This window comes from Winogradskyella sp., assembly GCF_965656915.1.
GTDB lineage: Bacteria > Bacteroidota > Bacteroidia > Flavobacteriales > Flavobacteriaceae > Winogradskyella.
Genome location: NZ_CBFHMI010000015.1, coordinates 14,075 through 37,948, shown reverse-complemented (window position 1 = coordinate 37,948; position 23,874 = coordinate 14,075). Strand labels below are relative to the sequence as shown.

General features: G+C 35.9%; 14 protein-coding genes and 1 pseudogene. 2 read left to right on the top strand and 13 right to left on the bottom strand.

Annotation, left to right across the window (positions count from 1 at the left end; genetic code table 11):
- Positions 1-77: 77 nt before the first annotated feature.
- From ACTG3Y_RS06230 to uvrA, 8 genes are all read right to left on the bottom strand, one after another.
- Positions 78-1,685, bottom strand: a complete 1,608-nt coding sequence (locus ACTG3Y_RS06230) for a class I SAM-dependent methyltransferase (RefSeq protein ID WP_439152062.1) — start codon at positions 1,683-1,685, stop codon at positions 78-80.
- 129 nt (positions 1,686-1,814) lie between these two features.
- Complete coding sequence (gene ppk2, locus ACTG3Y_RS06225; protein ID WP_439152061.1) at positions 1,815-2,624, bottom strand: polyphosphate kinase 2; 810 nt, start codon at positions 2,622-2,624, stop codon at positions 1,815-1,817.
- Between the two features lie 15 nt (positions 2,625-2,639).
- Entirely contained in the window at positions 2,640-3,494 is an 855-nt protein-coding gene (gene ppk2 / locus ACTG3Y_RS06220) for a polyphosphate kinase 2 (protein WP_439152060.1), read from the bottom strand.
- Between the two features lie 142 nt (positions 3,495-3,636).
- On the bottom strand, positions 3,637-6,048 hold the full coding sequence (locus ACTG3Y_RS06215) for an alpha-ketoacid dehydrogenase subunit alpha/beta (RefSeq protein ID WP_439152059.1): 2,412 nt from the start codon (positions 6,046-6,048) through the stop codon (positions 3,637-3,639).
- Positions 6,049-6,201: 153 nt separating this feature from the next.
- Complete coding sequence (locus tag ACTG3Y_RS06210) at positions 6,202-8,997, bottom strand: metalloprotease (RefSeq protein ID WP_439152058.1); 2,796 nt, start codon at positions 8,995-8,997, stop codon at positions 6,202-6,204.
- A gap of 41 nt (positions 8,998-9,038) precedes the next feature.
- Entirely contained in the window at positions 9,039-10,313 is a 1,275-nt protein-coding gene (locus tag ACTG3Y_RS06205; protein WP_439152057.1) for a T9SS type A sorting domain-containing protein, read from the bottom strand.
- A gap of 19 nt (positions 10,314-10,332) precedes the next feature.
- On the bottom strand, positions 10,333-11,019 hold the full coding sequence (locus ACTG3Y_RS06200) for a TIGR00730 family Rossman fold protein (protein WP_439152056.1): 687 nt from the start codon (positions 11,017-11,019) through the stop codon (positions 10,333-10,335).
- A gap of 94 nt (positions 11,020-11,113) precedes the next feature.
- On the bottom strand, positions 11,114-13,942 hold the full coding sequence (gene uvrA, locus ACTG3Y_RS06195) for an excinuclease ABC subunit UvrA (protein ID WP_439152055.1): 2,829 nt from the start codon (positions 13,940-13,942) through the stop codon (positions 11,114-11,116).
- A gap of 504 nt (positions 13,943-14,446) precedes the next feature.
- Between uvrA and ACTG3Y_RS06190 the strand changes: the two genes are divergently transcribed.
- Positions 14,447-14,728 carry a hypothetical protein gene (locus tag ACTG3Y_RS06190; protein WP_439152054.1) on the top strand — a complete coding sequence of 94 codons (282 nt, stop codon included), beginning with the start codon at positions 14,447-14,449 and terminating at the stop codon, positions 14,726-14,728.
- 10 nt (positions 14,729-14,738) lie between these two features.
- On the opposite strand, the gene ACTG3Y_RS06185 is transcribed toward ACTG3Y_RS06190, so the two are convergent.
- The 5 genes and pseudogenes from ACTG3Y_RS06185 to ACTG3Y_RS06165 form a co-directional block, all read right to left on the bottom strand.
- A complete protein-coding gene (locus tag ACTG3Y_RS06185) occupies positions 14,739-15,470 on the bottom strand; it encodes a hypothetical protein (RefSeq protein WP_439152053.1) in 732 nt (243 codons plus the stop codon).
- 12 nt (positions 15,471-15,482) lie between these two features.
- Positions 15,483-16,388: an ATP-grasp domain-containing protein gene (locus tag ACTG3Y_RS06180; RefSeq protein ID WP_439152052.1), complete on the bottom strand. Its 906-nt coding sequence runs from the start codon at positions 16,386-16,388 to the stop codon at positions 15,483-15,485.
- A gap of 217 nt (positions 16,389-16,605) precedes the next feature.
- A complete protein-coding gene (locus ACTG3Y_RS06175) occupies positions 16,606-19,875 on the bottom strand; it encodes a S41 family peptidase (protein WP_439152051.1) in 3,270 nt (1,089 codons plus the stop codon).
- A 187-nt stretch (positions 19,876-20,062) separates the two neighbouring features.
- Positions 20,063-21,769, bottom strand: a pseudogene (gene ggt / locus ACTG3Y_RS06170) (gamma-glutamyltransferase).
- On the bottom strand, positions 21,766-22,368 hold the full coding sequence (locus tag ACTG3Y_RS06165) for an ACP phosphodiesterase (RefSeq protein WP_439152050.1): 603 nt from the start codon (positions 22,366-22,368) through the stop codon (positions 21,766-21,768). Before ACTG3Y_RS06165 ends, ggt begins: the two are co-directional and overlap by 4 nt.
- 90 nt (positions 22,369-22,458) lie before the next feature.
- Here ACTG3Y_RS06165 and glmM point away from each other — a divergent pair, with 90 nt between their 5' ends.
- Positions 22,459-23,847, top strand: a complete 1,389-nt coding sequence (gene glmM / locus ACTG3Y_RS06160) for a phosphoglucosamine mutase (protein ID WP_439152049.1) — start codon at positions 22,459-22,461, stop codon at positions 23,845-23,847.
- Positions 23,848-23,874 lie beyond the last annotated feature (27 nt).

The following is a 23,874-nucleotide window of genomic DNA, read 5'->3' as shown; positions in this document are numbered from 1 at the left end:
ATTTATTCATTAATTATTTTAATTCATAAATCGGCTGACGAAAATACAATAATTAGGTCAAATAATTAATTCACAATTTAATTTCCTTTAAGTAGATTAATACTTACAGTTGCTAGTTCGCTATCAGGGAATTTCGCAAAGTGATTGTCATCTGGTAGTAATCCGATTTTTTCAGCGGCAGCTCTAAAAACATCAACTTCTAATATATATTGATCGCTGTAGCCATGTGTAGCATCGTAAGCTGTAGCCGCAGTTTTACCTAAGTTCTTCGCGGTTAACGCCGGATTTATGGTGTGTAATTCTATAATCAATAATCCAAATTTTTCGACAAAAGGTTTCCATTTTTCAAGATGCGCCATAAGTGACGCTTCAACATTGTTATTAGACAATCGTTCACCTTTATAAGCATAGGCACCAGATGAATTGCTAATTATAGAGTGCTCTTTTTCTGGAGCCACCCAAATACGGTTGTGGTCTAAAAATGTTCTTACATTGAGTAGTTCATATAGCTCAATATTATAATCCTCTTTTAGGTCTTGAGCAAGTAGATCTGGTCTTCCAATATCGCCCCAAATCACTTTAGCCCAAATATCTGCTTTTATAAGATTGGCTCTGGTCACTTTGAGTGCCGCTTTATTAAAGTCAGCACCTACTAAAAACAAGGGATAATCGTCTAACAATGTACCTCTAAGCGTTTGTTGCTCAATGACATTGAATATATATTCTATAAAGGCACCATTACCACAACCCATGTCTAAAATACCTTTAGGTTGCTCTTCTATAGGTTTGTTGAATAAGTCAATAATCACCTTGTCTATCACCTTAAAATACGTGGCATGTGCGCCACCGCTTCCCCAAACATTCATTTCTCTATGAACATGTTTTTCAGTTTCATCTGGTGATTCTGTTTTTAAAATTAATGGGTTACCAAACAGCAATTCATCTAATTGTAAAAACGTCGGAATGTAAGATACTGTTACTCCATAAGCACTGGCGCGTTTTGCAAAAAATAAACCTCTATCTGTAAACTGATAGGTATTTTTCTTTTTATTAAACCAGCCTAAGTGTGATAGAAAATCTAAAATCTTTTTGAAGCTTTCAGGATCTCTATGATATTCTTCTGCAGTAAATGATGCTTCCATAAAGTACTTATGAAATAGGCCATTAACTCCCAGCAATACAATAATTGGACCCGCTATAACACCTTCAATATGCTTTAAAACTTGATAATTTATAGAGGTTTCATTAGAAACATCGATGCCATAGTTAGATTCAAAATTTTTAAAAATACGTTCTAATACTATAAAAGCATCTGCACTTATTATCTTATCTGAAGCAAAATGATCTGAGTATTTTAATAGATTAAACGCATCTTCATACAAATGCACCAAGCTGAATGCTTCTTTACTTTTGCTGTTTATAGAAAATTCTACGGTGTTTTTTTGAGTATTTAAAGTTTGGTCTAACCAGCCTTGAGAAGAGAGTACTCTTAATGCAATATTTAAGTAGCCTTCGTTGGCATTAAATTCCTTTGTTACAGTTTTTAATTGTACTTTCTTTGATCTTAACAGATAATCTAAAACACCTTTTTTGTGCAACGCATAAGCGGTTGTTGCTGTCGCAATTCCGTCTAAATGTCTAAATATAGAACTCCTTAGTTTAGACTTGTCTGATTTTGAAAGCATAACGTATTGATTGGTTAGTAAATAAATATAAAAAAACCATTATCTAAATAATGGTTTTAGAGTTAAAAAGTCAATTATACTAGTTAAAGAGGTTTATCACTTTTAAAAGATTTATTTAAACGATTTCATCTAATCTTCCATAATATATTTTAGAGGTTTATGACGAATACGTTCTATGTCTTTGACTTCGTAAGGAATTTGTTTTAGTATGTACTCAATCGCTCTAATTCTCGCACTGGTTTTTCTGTTGGCTTTTATCACTTTCCATGGTGCTGCCTTTTGCGTATTTGCGAACATGACTTCCTTATACTTAGTGTATTCGTCCCATAAGGATAAAGCACGTCTATCGACGTCACTATATTTCCATTTTTTTATAGGAGAACTAACAATGTCTTTAAATCGTCGTTCTTGTTCTTTTTTAGTGATTGAGAAATAGAGCTTCAGTAAGTGTATTCCCGAATCTTGAATCATTTTTTCAAACTCATTAACCTGACCCATAAATACCTCATATTCTTTTTTAGTACAAAAGTCATTAACCGGCTCTACAACGGCGCGATTATACCAGCTTCTATCAAAGAAAACTATTTCTCCATTATTGGGTAATCTATTAATATAGCGTTGAAAATACCATTGACCCATTTCAGTTTCGTTGGGCTTTGGTAAAGCTACAACACGAATGGCACGAGGTGGTAAATGCTGTATAATACGTCTTATGGCTCCGCCTTTACCTGCAGCATCTCGACCTTCAAAAAGTATGACGACTTTTTTATTGTTCTTTGCAACCCACTGCTGTAAAATGAGCATTTCTTCCTGTAATTTTTCTAAACGCTTTTCGTATTTCACATTTTTAAGCGCTTTTGGTATATCTAATCGCTCTTGTCTTAATAATGCAGCAAGTCCCTTCTTTGAATTTATAATTTTCATATCTTTTTCTGTCATAGTATACTTGTTACATTATTGGTCTAATTGAATGGTGTTTCTAAAATAGCGCTGCACAATATTCGGGTCTGGTAGGAGAGCCTTGCAACTTCTACCTTTATTTTCGTAATCAAACAGACTAAGAACATATTTGATACTCTCTAATCGTGCACGTTTTTTATCATTAGATTTAATAACCACCCAAGGCGAGAATGAATTATGGGTTCTGGAAAACATCTGATTTTTATAAACTGTAAATTTATCCCACAGTTCTTGTCCCTTTTCGTCTACAGGACTAAACTTCCATTTTTTAAGAGGATTATTTAAGCGTTTTTCAAAACGGCGTTGTTGTTCTTCTTTAGATACTGAAAACCAAAATTTAATGAGTGTGGTACCAGATTCATAGAGCATATTTTCAAATTCAGGAACCTGAATCATAAACCGATTATATTGTTGTTTATTACAGAAACCCATTACTGGTTCTACAACAGCTCTGTTGTACCAACTTCTATCAAAAAATACAATCTCCCCTGCATTTGGTAGTTCTTTGATATAACGATTAAAGTACCATTGGTTTTTCTCCATTTCGGTAGGTTTATTTAAGGCTACAATGCGCATAGCTCTCGGATTGAGATGTTCTTTAAAACGCTTAATAGTACCACCTTTTCCTGAAGCATCGCGTCCTTCAAAAATGATAGCGATTTTTTTGTTTTCTTTCTGAACCCAGCGCTGTAAATCCACAAGTTCCGCCTGCAAGGGCAATAGTTCTTGTTCATAGTCATATTTTTCTAAAGCAGATTGAAAAATTGGGTTTGTAGTTTTGTGTTGTTGTAAATAGTTAATTAAATCCGATTTTCGATTGAAGGATTTTAAGATGTCTTCTGTAATCATAAAATAATTCTAAGTTTAACTACCAAATTAATTATATCTCAAGAAACTTTTCATGATATAAGTCATAATACAAAATAAAAAAGCCCTCTCTTAATAAAGAAGGCTTTAAAGAAGGCTTTAATCAAATGCTATTAATCGACTACTAGCGTAATTTTGGAAAATCTGTTGGGTTGAATTCGTGCATTACACTATATACGGCTTCAAAAACGTCTTCTACAGATGGTTTTGAGAAATAATCTCCATCCGATCCATAGGCTGGTCTATGTGGTTGAGCAGCCAAGGTTTTCGGCTGACTGTCTAAATGCCCATAGGCATTTTGAATATTTATTAACTGGTCTAATATATAGGCAGAGGCACCACCTTTTACATCTTCATCAATAACCATCACTCTGTTGGTTTTGGCTATACTTTTTACGATATCATGATTTAAATCAAATGGTAATAACGATTGTACGTCAATAATTTCTGCATCAATACCTACTTCTAATAATTCTTTCGCCGCCTGCTCAACAAGTCGTAGAGTAGAACCATAGGATACCAAAGTAATATCATCACCTTCTTTTAAGGTTTCAACAACACCGATTGGAGTTTTAAATTCACCAATGTTGTTAGGCATCTTTTCTTTTAGTCGATACCCATTTAAACATTCTACGATAAGGGCTGGTTCGTCACTTTCAAGTAGGGTATTGTAGAATCCAGCAGCCTTGGTCATATCTCTTGGAACTAAGACATGAATACCTCTTAATAAGTTTAATATTCCACCCATTTGAGAACCAGAGTGCCAAATACCTTCTAAACGATGACCACGTGTTCTTACAATTAAAGGAGCTTTTTGACGACCTTTTGTTCTGTACTGTACAGTAGCTAGGTCATCACTCATTATTTGTAAGGCGTATAATAGATAATCTAAATACTGAATTTCAGCAATAGGGCGTAACCCTCGCATGGCCATTCCGATACCTTGGCCTAAAATGGTCGCTTCTCGTATACCAGTATCTGATACACGTAACTCTCCGAATTTTTCCTGAAGTCCTTCTAGGCCTTGGTTGACATCACCAATATGACCTGCATCTTCTCCAAATATCAAAGCTTCTGGATAGTTGCTAAAGATAGCGTCAAAATTATCTCTTAAAATGATTCTTCCATCTACATCTATTGCATCGTCACTATAGGTTGGTAAGACTTTGGTTTGATTTATTGCTTTTGAGTTAGATTCACTATATAAGTGTGAACTGTACTTTGGCTGTACGTCTTCAATATAACTATTGATCCACTGTTGTAATTGTGTTTTTTCAGCTGAATCCTCTGAAATAAGATAACGCAAAGCTTTACGTGCAGCGGCTAAAACATCTTTACGTAAAGGCTCATCAATAGCTATTAAATCATTCTTTAGTTTAGTAATAAACACACCATTAGAACTTGTGTTTGCAGCATTTTGTAATAATGCTACAACCTCTTTTTGTTCTGCTTTTATTGGATTAATGTAAGCTGCCCATGCCGCTTTTTTACCGTCTCTAACTTCTTTTTTAATCGATTTTTCAAGTTGTGTTAATTCTTCATCAGTGGCAATATTGTTAATGACCATCCATTGACGCATTTGGGCATTACAATCATATTCTACTTCCCATGCCAAACGCTCAGCATCCTTATATCGCTCGTGTGATCCTGAAGTAGAATGTCCTTGTGGTTGTGTTAATTGTTGCACATGAATCATTACTGGAACATGTTCCTTTCGTGATAATTGTGCAGCACGTTGATAAGTGTCAATTAGTTCAGGGTAATTCCAGCCATTAACTCTAAATATTTCATAGCCGTCAGCATTCTCATCGCGTTGAAACCCTTTAAGAATTTCTGATATATTTTCTTTTGTTGTTTGGTGTTTTGCATGAACAGAAATACCATACTCATCGTCCCAAATACTTACCACCATTGGTACCTGTAAGACACCTGCGGCATTTATAGTTTCAAAAAATAAACCTTCACTTGTACTTGCATTTCCAATCGTACCCCAAGCTATCTCATTACCTTTTTTAGAAAACTTAGTGGTATCAATACCATCAACTTGTCTATAAATTTTTGAAGCCTGGGCTAAACCTAAAAGTCTAGGCATTTGTCCTGCAGTAGGTGAGATGTCTGCACTCGAGTTTTTTTGCTCAGTCAAATTTTTCCATTGACCTTGGTCATCTAAACTATGGGTCGCAAAATGACCGCCCATTTGTCTACCAGCAGACATTGGTTCTTCTTTTAAATCGGTGTTGGCGTAAAGTCCTGCGAAGAATTGTTCTATAGTGAGTTCGCCGATAGCCATCATAAATGTTTGATCGCGGTAATATCCAGATCTAAAATCTCCATCTTCAAACGATTTTGCCCAGGCAATCTGAGGCACTTCCTTACCACCACCAAAAATACCAAATTTAGCCTTTCCTGTTAGCACCTCTCTACGACCAAGAACACTACACTCGCGACTCGTAACAGCAATCTTATAGTCGTTTAAAACCTCTGTTTTGAAATCTTCAAATGTTATCTCTGTTTTGGTCTTGGAGTTTGTCTTCATGAATAGCTAAATTTACCAAGCAAAAGTAGTAAATTCCATCAAGATTTGCAATAGCCAGACTTGTTATAAATTTGAATTATTCTTAAAAAAATTAGCTTAAAACGAAGAAATTATTAAAAATTGCTAAAAAATTAACACCTAAGTAAGAATGTGTTAATACCATTTACGTCTAAATAGGCCTAAAAGAACCTGTGGGTCTACTGTAAACATAAAGCGAATTCTTTGGTCATAATTTGGTTGTCCAATTTCCCATCCTAAGTTTGAATAAATCGGGAAATATATCTCAAAATAATCTTCGACTAGATTTAATCGAATACCAGAATCATAAACCAGTTTTGCTGTATCAAATTTATTCTTAACCACGCCTAAATCACCATAAGCTTGAATGTATCTCCAAATTGATGTACTGAAGTTTGCAGTTGTCATCCATTGATTAGCAAATGGTGTTTCTAATTTAGATTTAAAACCACCTTCTGCCATAATGATTTGTTGACTAAATAAACCTGCTGCTTCAGAACGTCCTAAGTAATTAAGGTCAAATAAATAATCGGTTGGTCGATCTAGTGCAAAACTAAAATAATCTGACGATGGATTAGTGTTGTTGTCTAAGAAGAATCCTGCAAAAAATCTAAAATTGATGTTTCTATTACTTTTTGTCAATTTTCTGGTTTCGTAATTAAATGAAAGCTTACTAAACTTATCGGCTAGCTGAAAATCGACATTAAAATTGGAGTAACTTATTATGCCTGGATTAGAATGTGTATATATTAAGTTGAGTACTCCATAATCAGGCTCATCTATTTCAATGATGGCATTTTCACCAATATCTCTACTAATGCTGACATAGCGAGCTGAAATAACATCAATAGCATCTGCTCTAAAATCTTTATCGTTTCTAAATGAAAATGAAATCGAAGGATTTATGTTAGTAGAGAAGGCGTCTTCCGCAAACGATCGGTAACCAGCAGAAATACCATAAGTGATATTAAATAAGTTCTGGTTTTCAAGATTATGTGTATAAAAAATTGATGTAGATCCGGTTAATGATCTCGATTTCGTTGCATATTGTGGTGAAAAGCGATAATTGAGACGTTTTCTAAGAATAGTTTTGTTATACATTTTGACACCTAAGGTAAGACCATCGTAAATATTCCTGAATTCAGCCAATGGCATAAAGAATATTTGATTATAATTTGGATCTTCTACATCTTTAAATAAGCGGAATTGTAATGGTTTGTTATTTAAAAATGTACCATCTACCGCTTTATAGTTATCACGCTGATTGAATTCTGGAATAACATTATAATAATCTAAAGCAAACTTATCAGTGCTGTCTTTTGGGATAGTCACTGTTTTTTCACCTTTCACATGTTCAACCCAAAGTTGACCAGCTACAGTATCATTTTGTAATTTAAAAAGTGATACAGGCATGCTATTATCACGTTTATTTTTAATCGTAATACGTAAGGAATCTTCCATAGATTCTACACTTGATATTTTAAAATCTATTTTTTTACGCGTGCCAACATAATCAGTAAAAAACCAGTTGATGTCTTTATTAGTGCTAGATTTAATAAAGCGTTCAAAATCTGAAACTGATACTTCTTTCAGCGTATTGGTTTTTAAGAATTCTGTAATGACATTGCGTAATTCAATGTCATCTGCAAAAGCATCTAAATATTTTAATCCGACACCAGCCTTATATTTTCCAGCGATATTAGCATTGAATTTAATTAGAGAGTCTTTAGATGTATTTATAGGTTGATCTCTGTTTTTACGAGCTACTTCCATGGAATAGAGAAAGTATTGGAAATTAAAATCTAGATCTGCCGCATGAAATGCACGTATGCCCCAAATATTAGCTAAGGTACCTAGTAGCTTCATATCTGGATAATATTCATCAACGTATTTTATTAAAAAATAAATCTGAAGCCCTTCGCTTAACCAGTGTTCTTTTCTGGGATTTAATAGAAGTACATTGTCAATATATTTTTTTAAAGCTGTTTTTAATAGCTTTAATTCGTATTGAAATTCGTTTGGAAACGGTCTAAGAAAACGAGGTAATTGATTTAATCCATACAATGGATCTTTATTGTAATCTAACTTGCTAACTAAAAGCTGGTTATGCGGATAGTCACCTAAATTAGTGGTTAAAAAGCGTGTGATTTTATCAGTTAGTATAGCTTTATTTGTAGGTTCTAAGCCTTTTTCATCGATATTAGAGATAACAATAAAGTCATCAGTCTTTACAAAACTATATCTGGGAAATCTATTGAGGGATAAAAAAGTATCAACACGATTCTTTCCTTCTAATACAGTTGTTTGCGTTGTGTTATTATTACTGGGCTCTAAGACAACCAAGTCTAGTTCAGAGGTCACTCTATAATTAATAGGGTGCGAAATACTTAGGTTGATATCTGCTTTGGGTATATAGAGATCGTCTAAATTTTTGTTACTGTAATAATGCCATTTACCATCATATACTGTAGGAGTGAGGTACCAATATTTAAGATTAAAGTTCTCATTTTTTGTAAATCCGTAATCGGTAAATGTAGCATCTGATAAAACCAAGATATACTCTAGTGTAATGTTATAGCTGTCTTGTGGAAGTAAAGCTTGATTTAGTTTAACCTCTACAACATCCGGGTGAAGCTCTAAATTAGAGTAGGCTAAAGAAGTCGCATTCTCATCTTTCATGGATGTGATAGTAGTATAACCACGCTGTTCACTTTTAGCTAAATGAAACTTAGTGCTAAATTCCTCTTCAAAGCGTTTTGCTAATGGAGTAGATTTGGTAGAGTAGGCATTATTCCAATCGTTTAAATAAATTGTGGTTAAAGTATCTTCAGTTGTATTCTTATAAATAATAGTTTGAGAAATACTAATAGACTTGGTGTCAACATCTACAACAGCATTGATATCTATTTTGTTTTGTGCAGAAATTTGCACACTAAAACAAATAAGCAAAATAAATATGTAACTGTCTTTGATCAATGCGAAATGATAAATTTAATGGGATTTAAATTTGAATTTGGAGCCGCTAAAATGTATAAACCATTTTGAAGATCAGACAGGTCATATTCTTGTCTTGTATTTGTGTTTGTTCGTAAGGTTTTAACGCGTTTACCTGTCATATCAAACACATATAATTGTTCATTTAATAATTCAAATGAGTTGATATAAATAAATATATTATAATCTATTATGTTTTTTTCTAAACTTAAAGCATCAACAAGAGAAACGTCTTTGGTGCTTAATAATGTAGCATCAGTTTCTAAAGATAAGGTTACAGGTAAATGATCACTAAAATTATGTAATGCATCTCTAATTTCGAATGAAAACTGCGAGTTAATAGTACCGCAATCTGAAGAATTGATACGTCGGTTATAACAGGAGGCTAAACCGTTATTACCATACACTTGATAAGAATCGGGCACATAAGTCACATCTGATGTGTCTAGCATATTCTCAGAAGTGAGGATAAAGTCAAAACGATCGTCAAAACCTCCGGTAGATCCTCCTAATCCATTTTGAGTTCGGGTAGATTGTGTAAATACATCGACAAAATTCACATTGTTATTCCAGCTACCAACACGATTTGGTGGATCAGCAAAAACGATATTATTTGTACCATCTAATAATTCCTGAAATGCGGATTCCGAAGCCGTGTACAAATTAAGATCTCCTCCTAACAATATATTGGTCTCCTCAGGTAAGGTGTTTAAATAGGCATCCAATTCTTGTACCATCTCAAAACGACGCTGTGCATTCTCAACACCACTAGAGGCTTTTAAATGACAAATTACAACATAGATATCGATGGGATTGGTATCTTGGTCTATGGTATTCAATCGTATTCTGTAAATATTAAAATCCCTTAAGTCTGTTGGGACAATAAGTTCTTCTTCTATAGTAAACTTAGTGCTGTCGTAATACAATAAATTTTGAAGATCGTTTTGGTCACTACCAGAATCATCTGAGGTATTAGACACATAGGTCGCCATTTCAAAATTGATATTTATAGCGCTACGTGTTATATTTAAAACATTATCTGCACCTGTGCTGTTATTAAGTTCGCATACCAAGAATAAATCAGGTTGATAATTAGAAAGAATAAGTTCTAAATCATCTTCGCGATTAGGGACGGCGTCTTCTAGCGGGTAGTTGAGTAGATTATAAAACATGACTTTAAAGGTCTCTTGTCCAGAAACATTTAAAATACTTAGTAAACTAACCGCAAAAAAACCGATTAATGTCTTTTTCATAGCAATGTAAAAAGGTTTTTTAGAAATTCGGGCTTAAATCATATTCCTTGTAGAAATCATTTAATATATGTATAACTTCATCAGATGTGTCTACTAGATGCATCAGGTCTAAATCCTTAGGACTTATATTTCCAGCCTCTAGTAGTGTCGTTTTAACCCAATCAAATAAGCCTCCCCAAAATTCTTTTCCTACTAATATAATTGGAAATGTCTCGATTTTATGTGTTTGGATCAGCGTCATGGCTTCAAATAATTCATCTAAGGTACCAAAGCCACCTGGCATAACTACAAAGCCTTGTGAGTACTTTACAAACATCACCTTACGTACAAAGAAATAATCAAAGTCTAAACTCTTATCACTATCAATGTAAGGATTATCGTGTTGTTCAAAAGGTAATTCTATATTGAGACCAACAGAAGTTCCACCAGCTATATGTGCTCCTTTATTACCAGCTTCCATAATACCTGGACCACCTCCTGTAATAACACCATAACCGTGTTCTACAATTTTCTCAGCAACATCAACAGCGAGTTGGTAGTATTTATGATCTGGTTTTGTTCTGGCTGAACCAAATATAGAGACGCAAGGGCCTATTTTGCTCAGCTTTTCATAACCACCAACAAATTCACCCATGATTTTAAAAATCGCCCAGGAGTCGTTAGTTTTTATTTCATTCCAGCCTTTATGTTTATTCTCTTTCCTCATGTATTTTAATATCTATATCTGTGTTTTAGAATTGCAAACCTGCTAATTTAACAGTTTCGCAAAACATCACCAATTGAAAATTGACAATATATTGTTAATTCAATTCTTTTCTCAAAAATTGGGCTGTATAACTTTTCTGGTCTTTAATGATTTGTTCTGGTGTACCTTTGGCGACCACGTCACCGCCACCTTTGCCACCTTCGTAGCCAATGTCTATGATATAATCAACGGTTTTTATTACATCTAAATTGTGTTCAATAATTAAAACCGTATTCCCTTTGTCAACCAATTTATTGAGGACTTTCATTAAAACACGAATATCTTCAAAATGTAAGCCAGTCGTAGGTTCATCTAAGATGTAAAACGTATTACCTGTGTCACGCTTACTTAATTCCGTGGCCAGTTTAATACGTTGGGCTTCACCACCAGAAAGTGTGGTACTTTGTTGTCCTAGAGTAATATAGCCTAAGCCGACATCTTTTATAGTTTTTAATTTTCGATAAATTTTAGGGATATGTTCAAAGAAGTCTACAGCTTCTTCTATCGTCATATTTAAAACATCACTAATCGATTTTCCTTTATAACGAATCTCCAAGGTTTCACGGTTAAAACGTTTGCCCTGACAGGTTTCACATTCAACATAAACATCTGGTAGAAAGTTCATTTCTATAACACGTAAACCACCACCTTGGCAAGTTTCACAGCGACCACCTGCTACGTTAAAGCTGAAACGACCGGGTTTGTAGCCACGAATCATAGCTTCAGGTATCTTAGCAAACAACTTTCGGATTTCATCAAAGGTTTTGGTGTAAGTTGCCGGATTACTTCGTGGTGTTCTACCAATTGGTGATTGATTAATGTCAATGACCTTATCGATATGTTCTAAGCCTTTAATACTTTTATAAGGCATGGGTTTTTTAACTCCATTGAAGTAATGCGCATTGAGAATAGGGTAGAGTGTTTCATTGATTAAGGTCGATTTACCACTGCCTGATACGCCAGTAACACCAATCATTTTCCCTAGTGGGAATTCAACATTAATGTTTTTTAGGTTATTTCCGGTACAGCCTTTAAGCACCATCTTCTTGCCATTGCCTTTACGGCGTTGTTTTGGGACTTCAATTTCTTTTTCGCCATTTAAATAAGCAGCTGTTAAGGTATGATACTTTAATAATTCATCGGGAGTACCTTCACTAATGATTTCACCACCATGCTTCCCTGCGAAAGGGCCAATATCAATTACATGATCGGCACGTTCTATCATATCCTTATCGTGCTCAACTACAATGACTGAATTACCAACATCTCGAAGTGATTCCAGAGAATTTATAAGCTTTTCATTATCACGTTGATGCAGTCCAATACTAGGTTCATCCAAGATGTAAAGTACACCTACCAATTGTGAACCAATCTGAGTGGCTAATCGAATACGCTGTGCTTCACCACCAGAGAGGGATTTAGAACTTCGGTTTAAGGATAAATAGGTGAGACCTACATCGAGCAAAAACTGTACCCGATTCCTGATTTCTTTTATGACTTCTGCAGATATTTGCTGTTGCTTGTCACTTAAGCGGTCCGTTAAGTCTTCCAGCCAAAAACCAAGTTCAACAATATCCATCTTTACGAGATCTGATATGCTTTTGCCATCGACTTTAAAATAAAGTGATTCTTTGCGCAAACGAGAGCCTTCGCATACCGAACATTCAACTTTGTCCATATACGACTTCGCCCAACGTACCAAAGATGTAGAATTAGACTTATACTGATTCTCAATAAAATTAGCGACACCTTCAAAGTCAATTTTATAATCGCGTTTTACGCCAAGTAGTTTGCTCTCCACAGAAAAGCTGTCTTTTCCTCCGTAGAGAATCACCTGCTTGGCTTCTTCAGGAATGTCTTTCCAGGCATCGTTCAATGAGAACTCAAAGCGCTGGGCTATAGTGTTAAACTGTTTAAAGATCCAGCTTTTCTTTTCTGGTCCATGTGGTGCTAATGCACCATTTTTAATTGATAAACTATCGTCTGGCACTAATTTTTCTTCATTAACTACATACAGTTCTCCAATACCATTACAGTTTTGGCAGGCACCTTTTGGTGAATTGAATGAAAAGTTATTCGGTTCAGGGTTAGGATAGGATACTCCTGAGGAAGGACACATGAGGTTTCGGCTAAAATAACGTGGTTCGTTAGTCTCCTGGTCAATGACCATCAACACATCATCACCATGATACATGGCGGTGTTAATCGACTCCATAAGGCGCTTCTCATTATCTTGACTCTCATCGATCTTTAAGCGATCGATTACTATTTCTATGTCGTGGGTTTTGTAACGGTCTAGCTTCATACCTTTTTCAAGATCCACAATTTCGCCGTCCGTGCGTACTTTTACAAAGCCTTGTTTCGCAATTTGATCAAATAATTCACGGTAATGACCTTTACGCGAGCGAATGACTGGAGACAGAATATTGATGCGTTTACCCTTATACGATTCTAAAATTAAATCTTTGATCTGCTCGTCACTATAGCTCACCATTTTATCACCAGTTTCGTAACTGTAGGCATCTGCAGCTCTGGCGAATAGTAATCGTAAAAAGTCATAGATTTCAGTAATGGTACCAACGGTAGAACGTGGCGACTTGCTCGTTGTTTTTTGCTCAATAGCAATCACTGGTGAGAGACCGTCAATTTTATCGACATCAGGTCGTTCTAGACTTCCTAAAAATTGACGTGCGTATGCCGAAAAAGTTTCGATGTAGCGACGCTGACCTTCGGCATAAATGGTATCGAAAGCTAGGGATGATTTTCCACTACCAGACAAGCCTGTAATGACGACCAGTTTCTCTCTGGGAATGCTTACATCAATGTTTTTAAGGTTGTGAACACGTGCTCCTTGTACTTCAATAGAATCGTCGAATTGGCTCATAAATGGGTTTAGTCCTTCTGTGTTTTTTAGCAAAAGTGCAAAGTTACAATTTTAGATGTTAAATTGGAGTGAAGGTTTGGTCTGTTAGTTTTGTTTATTCATTTTTTTTGACCAAAAAACGAATCAAAGAAGTCAAGACTGCCAATTATTTAGCTAAACATTTTGTTTGCTTCGGCGCAAAAATGGTGGGTATTGCTGTTGTGATTATTTGAGCTTCCCAATTAACGGCGACAATGATAAGATTGTTTTTGTATTTCATCGATTTTTGCTAATTCCTGCACTTCACTGCAGGTTTTACTCTAAATAATCGAATGTTGGGTTTCCGTCGTTGTCGGAATTTCAAGTTTAGATAGGGGTTTTAACTATTTTTGAATACCGTTTATAGTCATAAGGCTTAACCTGTCGAAAAATAGGGGCTTAGTTTTTTAAAACGCGCAGATTTTCCCTAAATTCAAAATTTTTAAGTCATTAGCTATTATAACTTATGGGAAACGTAACATCAAGGTGTTGTTCTATGCCGTTGGTCTGGTTACTGGAATTACCAGTGCATTATTTGCTTCAGATCTCTTTCGGAAGTCAACAGCAGACCTTTCAGCATTTAGTGCTTTTGCAGAAGTTCTGCCACCGTCAGCCACAATCTCTGGCTCCACAACAGTCTGTCTCAATGAAAGTCCACAACCACAAATCACTTTTACCGGCTCAGGAGGAGATACACTCTACGAGTTTACTTATACTTTAAATGGAGGCGCTAATCAAACCATAAGTACCACAGGCAACAATAGCTAAAGGCTAAAGGCTAAAACGACAATCCCTTAACATCTCCCATATCGATATCTAACACGAGTAACTTATGGGTTTTTGGTAGAAGCACTCCGCTCTCAGTAATCACCCATTGGTTCCAGGTAGCTTCTAAACCACCTATTGGTAATATATCTACCCACATTTGGAAGCTTTTTGGTTTACCTGTATCGTCTAAATGCCAGAGATATGAATCGCCAGGTGTTGTTCCGCCAGACGTATAAGTTACTAACAAGGCGTCTTTACCATCTTCGGTTTTTACTAAACGACGTTCTGTACCAGGATCAAATACCTTGTATGGCGCTACCAGCCAAAAGGAATCATTATTAAAGTAAGCTTCTGCTTTATTAATGTAATCTTGCTTCTCTTTTCCGTTGTACGCTTCTTGTCCTGCAAACACTTTAGACTGGTCGTTATTATTTAAATCTAATAAAACGGTCATATTATCCCATGAGACTTCGCAGGTTTGGTCTGTTTTGTACCATTTGTAGTGATGTCCACCTTTGAAGGTCCATTCTAAATAGTCAGTATTCAAATAAGCTTCTTCGTTTAAAGTACGAAGCATTTGTATGGCTAATTGATCGGCTTTTGGTCCTTGTTGGCCTTCGGGAAGGTCTTCATCGTATTTAAGATATAAAAACCCAAAGAAAAGAAGAGTAGGAAGGGTGAGGAAGATAATGACTCCACCTATGATTTTTAGGATGCGTTTGGTTTTGTTCTTTTTTGCCAAAATAAAATGTGTTTAAAGTAAAGATAATTTTTCTTTAGTGGCTTTTGCCAAAATTTCTGCTGCTTCAGGAAAATTTCTAAACCACAGCTCAGGTTCTATAATCTCTAATTCTGCCAAAGCGATGCGTCCTTGATTATCATTAAAAATATCGACTCTGGCGTATAAAGGCATTTCATCACAGGCATTGACGCATTGTACAGCAAATGAAATTTCTTCCTCTGTTGGTGTGTAGTCATGCACCGATCCACCAAAATCGTCTTGTACTCTAAAATCTCCTGCTTTAGCTTTTTTAAGAATAGCGTGTGTAAACTGTCCATTGCATACCATCATAGAAACTTCCCCTTTAGAGACTATATTATGCTGAAAAGGTTGCAGCATCATGGCTTCTTGTGCAATTAATTCTTTGAATAGAACTTCGTGCTGTGCTATATTATCTGCATTGAGTTTATAGGTATGTCTTGCTGCACCAGAGATACAGGGTTTCAGAACAGTGTCTTTCCATTCTGTTTCCGCATGTAATGCTTCTAAAGTTCTGGTATCTCCAGTTTCAACAAACTTTGTTTCAGCAATATGAATGCCTTTGTTTTGTAGGTCTAGTAGATAATGCTTGTCTAAATTCCAACGAATTAAAGTTTCAGAATTTATCAATGTCGTAAGCTTAGACACTTTATTTAACCATTCGGAGAACTTTTTAAAATCATCGAAATAATCCCACGTGGTTCTAAACATCACTGCTTTTGTGGTAGACCAATCAAAATTTGGATCGCTCCATGCTAATCGAATCACATTTAAACCTAATTTCCCCAATGCGTTTGCGACTAAGGCATCTTCTGTAATTACGTTTTTTACATAGTTATCAATTGTACTAGGGTAGGCTTGTTTTTTATCTGTTAGAATGACGACGTCATATTTTGTCATAACTCAATTATTAGAAATGTTTAAGTGCTTCATATATGCAAGCATAGGCAAAGCATTTGTTTTATTTCTATGTGCTTCAAATTGTGCAGTCAAATGCTTTATAAATCCCATGAATACTCTTAAAATAGTAACGCTTTATTAAAAGTAAGACACTCTAATATTAATGAGATTGCCGCGCTTTGCTCGCAATGACTTTTACATTATTGTTTTTGAATGATTAATTATCACTTTTATAGCCTTGTGGACGTTTCCAACGAACAGGAGCTTTTGGTTCTGGTTGTAGTTGAAACTCATTACCTTTCAACAGTTTTAAAGCTTCTTGTACCGCACGTTCCAATTGTGGGTCATTGCCTTGTGATGTTTCTTTAGGATGTTGAATCACTTCAATATCTGGTGCAACACCATCTCCTTCAACAGCCCACTCACCATTCACATCATAAAAGCCACCTCGTGGTGCGACCATACGTCCACCATCGATGAATCTAGGAGTATCCCAAGTCCCTACTAATCCTCCCCAAGTTCTGGTGCCGATTAGAGGTCCTAAGTTTTTCATCTTAAACATATATGGTAACAAATCTCCACCAGAACCTGCACGCTCGTTAATTAGCATCACTTTTGGGCCCCAAATTCCAGCCATAGGCGTCGTCCACGGTCTATTGTCACCAGCTTTACTGTTGAAGTACCCAAAGAGTTCACGAGACATAATGTCTATCATATAATCTGCAGCAGAACCACCACCATTATTACGTTCGTCTATAATTACCCCTTTTTTGTCTTGTTGTGAAAAGTAATAGCGATTAAATGACGTGAAGCCACCACCACCAGTATTTGGCACATAGACATACGCTAATTTACCATTAGATAATTCGTCAACCTTTCTTCGGTTGCCCTCAACCCAATCGATACTTCTTAGACCACGTTCACTTCCGACTGGCTTTACCAATACCGATCTGGCATCTGTCATTGAAGGTTTTGAGTTCACTGTAATATTAATTTCTCTTCCTGCCGTTTGCTCTAACAACCTATATGGATTTGAGTTTGCATTTAATGTCTGTCCATTGATAGCAAGAATATAATCACCTTCATTGATATCTATACCAGGTTGTGCTAATGGCGCTGTAATATTTGGATTCCAACGTTCGCCATTATAGATTTTAGAAATTTTAAAATTGCCATTCTCTAATTTAAAATCACAGCCTAACAGGCCAACTGGTACACGATCTACATCTGGAAAATCGCCACCAGATACATAAGAATGCCCTACGGCAACCTCACCACTCATAATATCTACTACGTAATTAAGATCTGTTCTATGTCTCACGTGGTCTATCCATGGTGCATACCATTTATAGACATCGTCCCAAGGCGCTCCATGAACGTTATCTACATATAAAAAATCACGCATATATCTCCAACCTTCTTTAAAGATTTGATGCGCTTCCGCTTTTGGATCTAGCTTTGTTTTGATATTAATCTTTAGATTGTCCTTGCCTGGTTTAGGTGGAGTCGCAGCACTGGTTAGGACCCAACTTCCTTTTTGAAATAATAAAATTGAATTTCTATCCTCAGATGCTACCATTTGCGATACACCATCCGCATAATCGGTGGCTTTTTCTTTTTCTACATCATAGCTATGTACTTTTAAGCCTTGTGCATTTGGAATGGCTTCTGCGATAAACACCTTGTGCTTAGGACCTTTTAAAAGTGCTACGTAGTTTCTGGCAGGTAAGTCTAAAGCAATGGCTCTATCGTAAATACCATCCTTATCGATAGTGACTGTTACACCATTGGCTTTCTTTTCACCATTATTCTTATCGTCTTTTTTATTTCCATTGTCTTCGTCAGTGTCTTTTTTCACCTCTGCCATGTCGTTCTTTGGTAAATTAGGTGCTTTGTCTTTTGCACTTAAAACCACAGCGTATAAGTTACGCGTTAAGTTAGCACCGGGATCATAATTACTCATATCTAACCAACCAGAAGTCAATCCATAGTTTGTACTTGCCAGAGTATATAAGTATTTACCGTTTGCATCCCAAACAGGAGTTATAGCGTCTGCAATAGGATCTGTTAATTGTATGGTTTCTTTAGAATCTATATTGTAAGCAAATATGGCTTTAAAATGACTGTCTTGTTGTTTTGCAAATGCAATCCATTTGCTATCTGGTGACCATACCGGATTCATTGAGCGATTAGGATGTGCATAGCGATCTGTAGCTACAATTTTGGTCTTTTTAGTTTCTAAGTTGATGATCCAGATATTGTAATGCGTGTCGGTATATGCTATGTATTTACCATCTGGTGACCAATCTGGTTGAAAATAAAAGGTTGGATCTGGAAGTTTAATGGCTTCTGCATTTTGGCCATCCTGATCAGCTAACATCAATTGGTATTCTCCACTTTGATCTGAGAACCATGCAATTTTGTCTCCTTTTGGAGACCATATAGGGTTGCGGTCAGCCACACCAGGTGAATTTGTAATGTTCATCCAAGTCCCATTTTCCTTAGGCACTGTAAAAATCTCACCGCGATGTTCAAACACGGCTCGTTTACCTTTTGGTGAAACGTTTGGATTTGATAAATTAAATGCTGAAACATTATCCCATTTGGTGCGGTAAAAATTAAGATCTGCTTTAACGTCTATATTTAATTGTTTGGATGTACCAGAATTTGGATTGTACACATGTAGATATCCTCCTTGTTCATAAACCAGTTTGTCATCACTCGCATCTAAACTTTTAACGTCGAATTTTTTATGAAAGGTCACTTGTTTTTCCTCTTTAGTTGAAGGGTTGAAAGACCAGATATTCATGGTATAATCACGTTCAGACATAAAATATACAAGTCCATTCAACCAAACCGGATCTAAATGGCGTTCTTGCGTTGGTTGAGATGTTCTTATTAATTCTTTAGTAGCCATATCAACCACCCATATTGGCATCGCCTGACCACCTCGATAGTTTCTCCATTCTGCGTCCCATCCTGTAATTGGAGTGTAAGCCAAATGCTTTCCATCTGGTGATAGTTCACCGTAGGCAGCTCTCGGAATATCTAAAGCTTCTGGTAAGCCACCATCTGTACCTACTGTAAAGAATTTATTAGTCACGGTAGGTTGTGCTTCTCTACCAGAACGAAATAATACTTTTCCATCTGGTGTCCAACCTTGAACAAAATCACCACCAGGATGGTAGGTGAGCCGTTTAGGTTCTCCACCTTCAGCAGGTATCACAAAGACGTCTATATTTCCGTCATATTGTGCTGTAAATGCAATCATTTTACCGTCATTAGAAAAATGTGGACTGGATTCGTAACCTTCATCACTGGTGAGTCTAATGGCTGTACCACCATTCGTCGTAGACCTCCATAAATCGTTTGCATATACAAAAACGATATTATCTCCATGTAATGTAGGTTGTCGTAATAATTGTGTGCCTTGGGAAAAGCTGTTTAATGTAAATAGAAGAGTTAGAGAAGCAATAAAATTCTTCATTTTTTGATTGGTTTTAAGTTGTAAGTTTTATTCTGACTTTTGGTGATTATAAATATACAATTTAGAGTTTGTCAATGTTGTAAAACAATGTTAAAACGTGATTGCCTGGTTATAAGTTTTCTATGTTGATTTCTTTAATTAAGAAACGAACAAAAAAATCAAGACTTGAATGCAGCTAATTCTTAGATTAAAATCCAACGGCAGTGTCATCACCACGTTTATCGGCACCACCTTCAAGCGTGCCGTCTTCTAGTACTAAAATGCCGTCAACTTTAACTATGACAGGTGTTTTGGTGAGATTAATAGTGCAACCTAAATCTTGAAGTTGTTTTAGAAGTTTATTATCAAAACTATTCGGCTCCATACGAATTTCGTCAGGTAGCCATTGATTATGAAAACGTGGAGCATTTACAGCTTCTTGCATGGTTAATCCAAATTCGTGTACGTTTACTATGGTTTGTAATACAGACGTAATAATTGTTGAACCACCTGGCGTTCCAACAGACATATAAAATTCCCCATCTTTCTCTACAATACTTGGTGTCATAGAGCTTAACATACGTTTTTCTGGTGCTATGCTATTGGCTTCAGCACCAATAAGTCCATAATAATTGGGTACACCAGGTTTACTGCTAAAATCGTCCATTTCATTATTTAAGAAAAACCCTAATTCATCAACATATAATTTAGAACCATAACCACCATTGACGGTTGTTGTTACCGCAATGGCATTACCAAACTGATCTACGATGGAGTAGTGGGTTGTTTCGTCACTTTCATAGCCGACAATTTCTCCATGTGAAATTGAATCTACTGGAGTCGGTTGTTTAAATGAAAAATCTTTCATTCGGTTTTGGAGATACACATCACTTGTAAGTGTTTCGACAGGAATATCAACAAAGTTTGGATCACCGAGATAATGACTTCTATCAGCATAAGCACGTTTTTCTGCTTCAACGATTACTTGAATAGCTTTGAGTGAATTATGCCCATAATCCTGAAGATCAAAAGGTTCTATCATTGTCATAATTTGATTTAGACAAATTCCACCAGACGATGGTGGTGACATCGATGTGATACTTAGATTGTCATAATGAAACGTAATAGGGTCTCGCCATTTAGATTGATATTTGGCCAGATCTTCAAGCGTAATAAAGCTACCTTTAGATTGTAAATAGTTCACCAATATTTTAGCGGTTTCACCTTTGTAGAATTCGTCCACATCATTATCTGCGAAACGTTGAAGTGTATGTGCTAATTTATCATTACTGATATTATCACCTGCATTTAGCTTACTGTTGTAAATTATTTTCTTCCCATTTACAGCCGTTAAGATACTATCAAACTCTACAAATCGTTTAGCTTGCATTTCTGTGATCACATAACCTCTGTCAGCAAGATTTATGACAGGTTTTAAAATGGTTTTGACGTCTAGTTTTCCAAAGCGTTCCTGTGCTTTAAAAATTACTGCAATAGTGCCAGGAATTCCAACTGCCATAGCACTAACGGTACTGTTATTTCTTATGATTTGACCGTCTTCATCTAAATACATGTCTTTACTTGCAGCCAATGGTGCCTTTTCCCTTTAGTCTAAAGCACCTTTTGTGCCACCTGGTAAACGGTAGATTAAAAAGCCGCCACCACCTAGATTTCCGGCATAAGGGTAGCACACGGCAAGTGCCATTTCGGTAGCCATCATGGCATCAAATGCATTGCCTCCTTGTTTTAAAATTTCTGCACCAATTTTGGAAGCCTCTTTTCTTGCACTAACCACCATAGCGTTTTCAGTAACTAAGCCTCTGTTTTCTACTTTATGTGTAGTTGTATTAATTTTCTTTTTACAACTTGTTAAAACAATAAAAAACAAACTAATTGCTATAATGATGTTTCTCATAAATGTAATTGATTTTCTAATTCTAATCTTTTGGTAGCGCTAAACGCGATTAATTCAGCAAAGAAATTGGTAAATTCTTGTTCAAATTCTTGGTAATGTTCTTTTAACTCTTTTGTAGCTTTGTTCATTATTGAAATTCCTTTGGTACGTCTGTTCATTCCATTTAATACCAATTGAATACCATATACGGTAGCATAGCTTAAAAGCCAGTTACCTTGAATCATAATGGGTGTCATGGTTTTATATCGTGGTGGTAAAATATCAATATGATTATTTAAATTGTTATAAAAATTATCTACATAAATCGCTAAAGGTACATCTGAATAGCTATTCCAATTCTTTGCCAAAAAATGATCGTAAAAAATATCTACAATGACACCACTGTAATGGCCATAGGGCTTGTGCAGTCGTTTTGTACTTTGTCTAAATACTGGATGCGCATCAGTAAACGTATCAATTTCTCTGTGTAAGCGAATACCAATCTGTACATCTCTAGAATAGTTCTTGTATTTATTACCTCTAACACCATCAGCCATAAAGTTTCCGATGGTTACCCATGGGTTATCTCCAGACAAGTAAATGTGGGCAAGAAAATTCATATGCCGAATTTACAAATTCATAATAACAAAATCGTGGTTTAGTTTTTAAACAGTTTCTAAGATATTATATTTGTTCAAAATCAAAATTTCATGACTTTAATAAAATCGATTTCTGGAATACGAGGTACCATTGGAGGACCTGTTGAAGAGAATTTAACACCTATTGATGCTGTAAAATTTGCAGCTGCCTATGGTACTTGGCTTAAGCAACAGCGTAATAAGGACAATTACAGTGTTGTTGTTGGAAGAGATGCGCGTATTTCTGGTGAAATGATTCAGAATTTAGTTATGCATACTTTAGTCGGTCTTGGTATCCATGTCATTGATGTTGGATTATCTACGACTCCAACCGTTGAGGTTGCTGTACCCATGGAACATGCCGATGGAGGCATCATTTTAACAGCAAGTCATAATCCTAAACAGTGGAACGCTTTAAAACTGTTAAATGCTAAGGGTGAATTTTTAAATGGTGCAGAAGGACAAAAGATTTTAGAGTTTGCAGCATCTAATACCATGGTATTTGCTGAAGTCGATGATTTAGGTAAAATCACAAAGAATGAAGCTTATATCGATTTACACATCGATGAAGTATTAGACTTACCCTTAGTTAACAAAAAGGCCGTTGAGGATGCTAACTTTAAAGTGGTTGTAGATGGTGTTAATTCTACAGGAGGTATCGCCATTCCGTTATTATTAGAACGCTTAGGAGTTCACGCGGTGAAATTATATTGTGATCCGACAGGTCATTTTCCTCATAATCCTGAGCCTTTAAAAGAGCATTTAGGTGATTTAGCGGCAGCAGTAGTTAAAGAACGTGCTGACTTTGGAATTGTGGTAGATCCTGATGTAGATCGCTTGGCTTTTATGGATGAAAAAGGGGATATGTTTGGGGAAGAATATACACTTGTAGCATGTGCAGATTATGTATTGGGTAAAACTCCTGGAAATACCGTAAGTAATATGAGTTCTACACGTGCCTTACGAGATGTTACTGAAAAGCATGGTGGCATGTATGAGGCCAGTGCAGTAGGTGAGGTCAATGTGGTGGAGTTAATGAAGAAAAATAATGTGGTTATTGGTGGAGAAGGCAATGGTGGAATTATATATCCAGAATTGCATTATGGTCGTGATGCTTTAGTAGGTGTGGCCTTATTTTTAAGTCTTTTAGCCGAAAAGAAAATGACAGTTAGTGAGTTAAGAGCCACCTATCCTAATTATTATATGAGCAAGAAGAAAATTCAATTAACTCCTGGATTAGATGTTGACAGTATCCTAAAGACTATGGAAGCAAATTATAGTGATGAAAAATTAACCACTATTGATGGTGTTAAGATAGATTTTAAAGATAGTTGGGTGCATTTGCGCAAAAGCAATACCGAGCCCATTATTAGAATATATACAGAAGCGCCTACACAAGATACGGCTGATGCACTTACAGACCGCTTTATAGCAGAGATAAAAGCTGTGGCTAATATTTAGTATATTTGATAACAAGAAAACGTATAG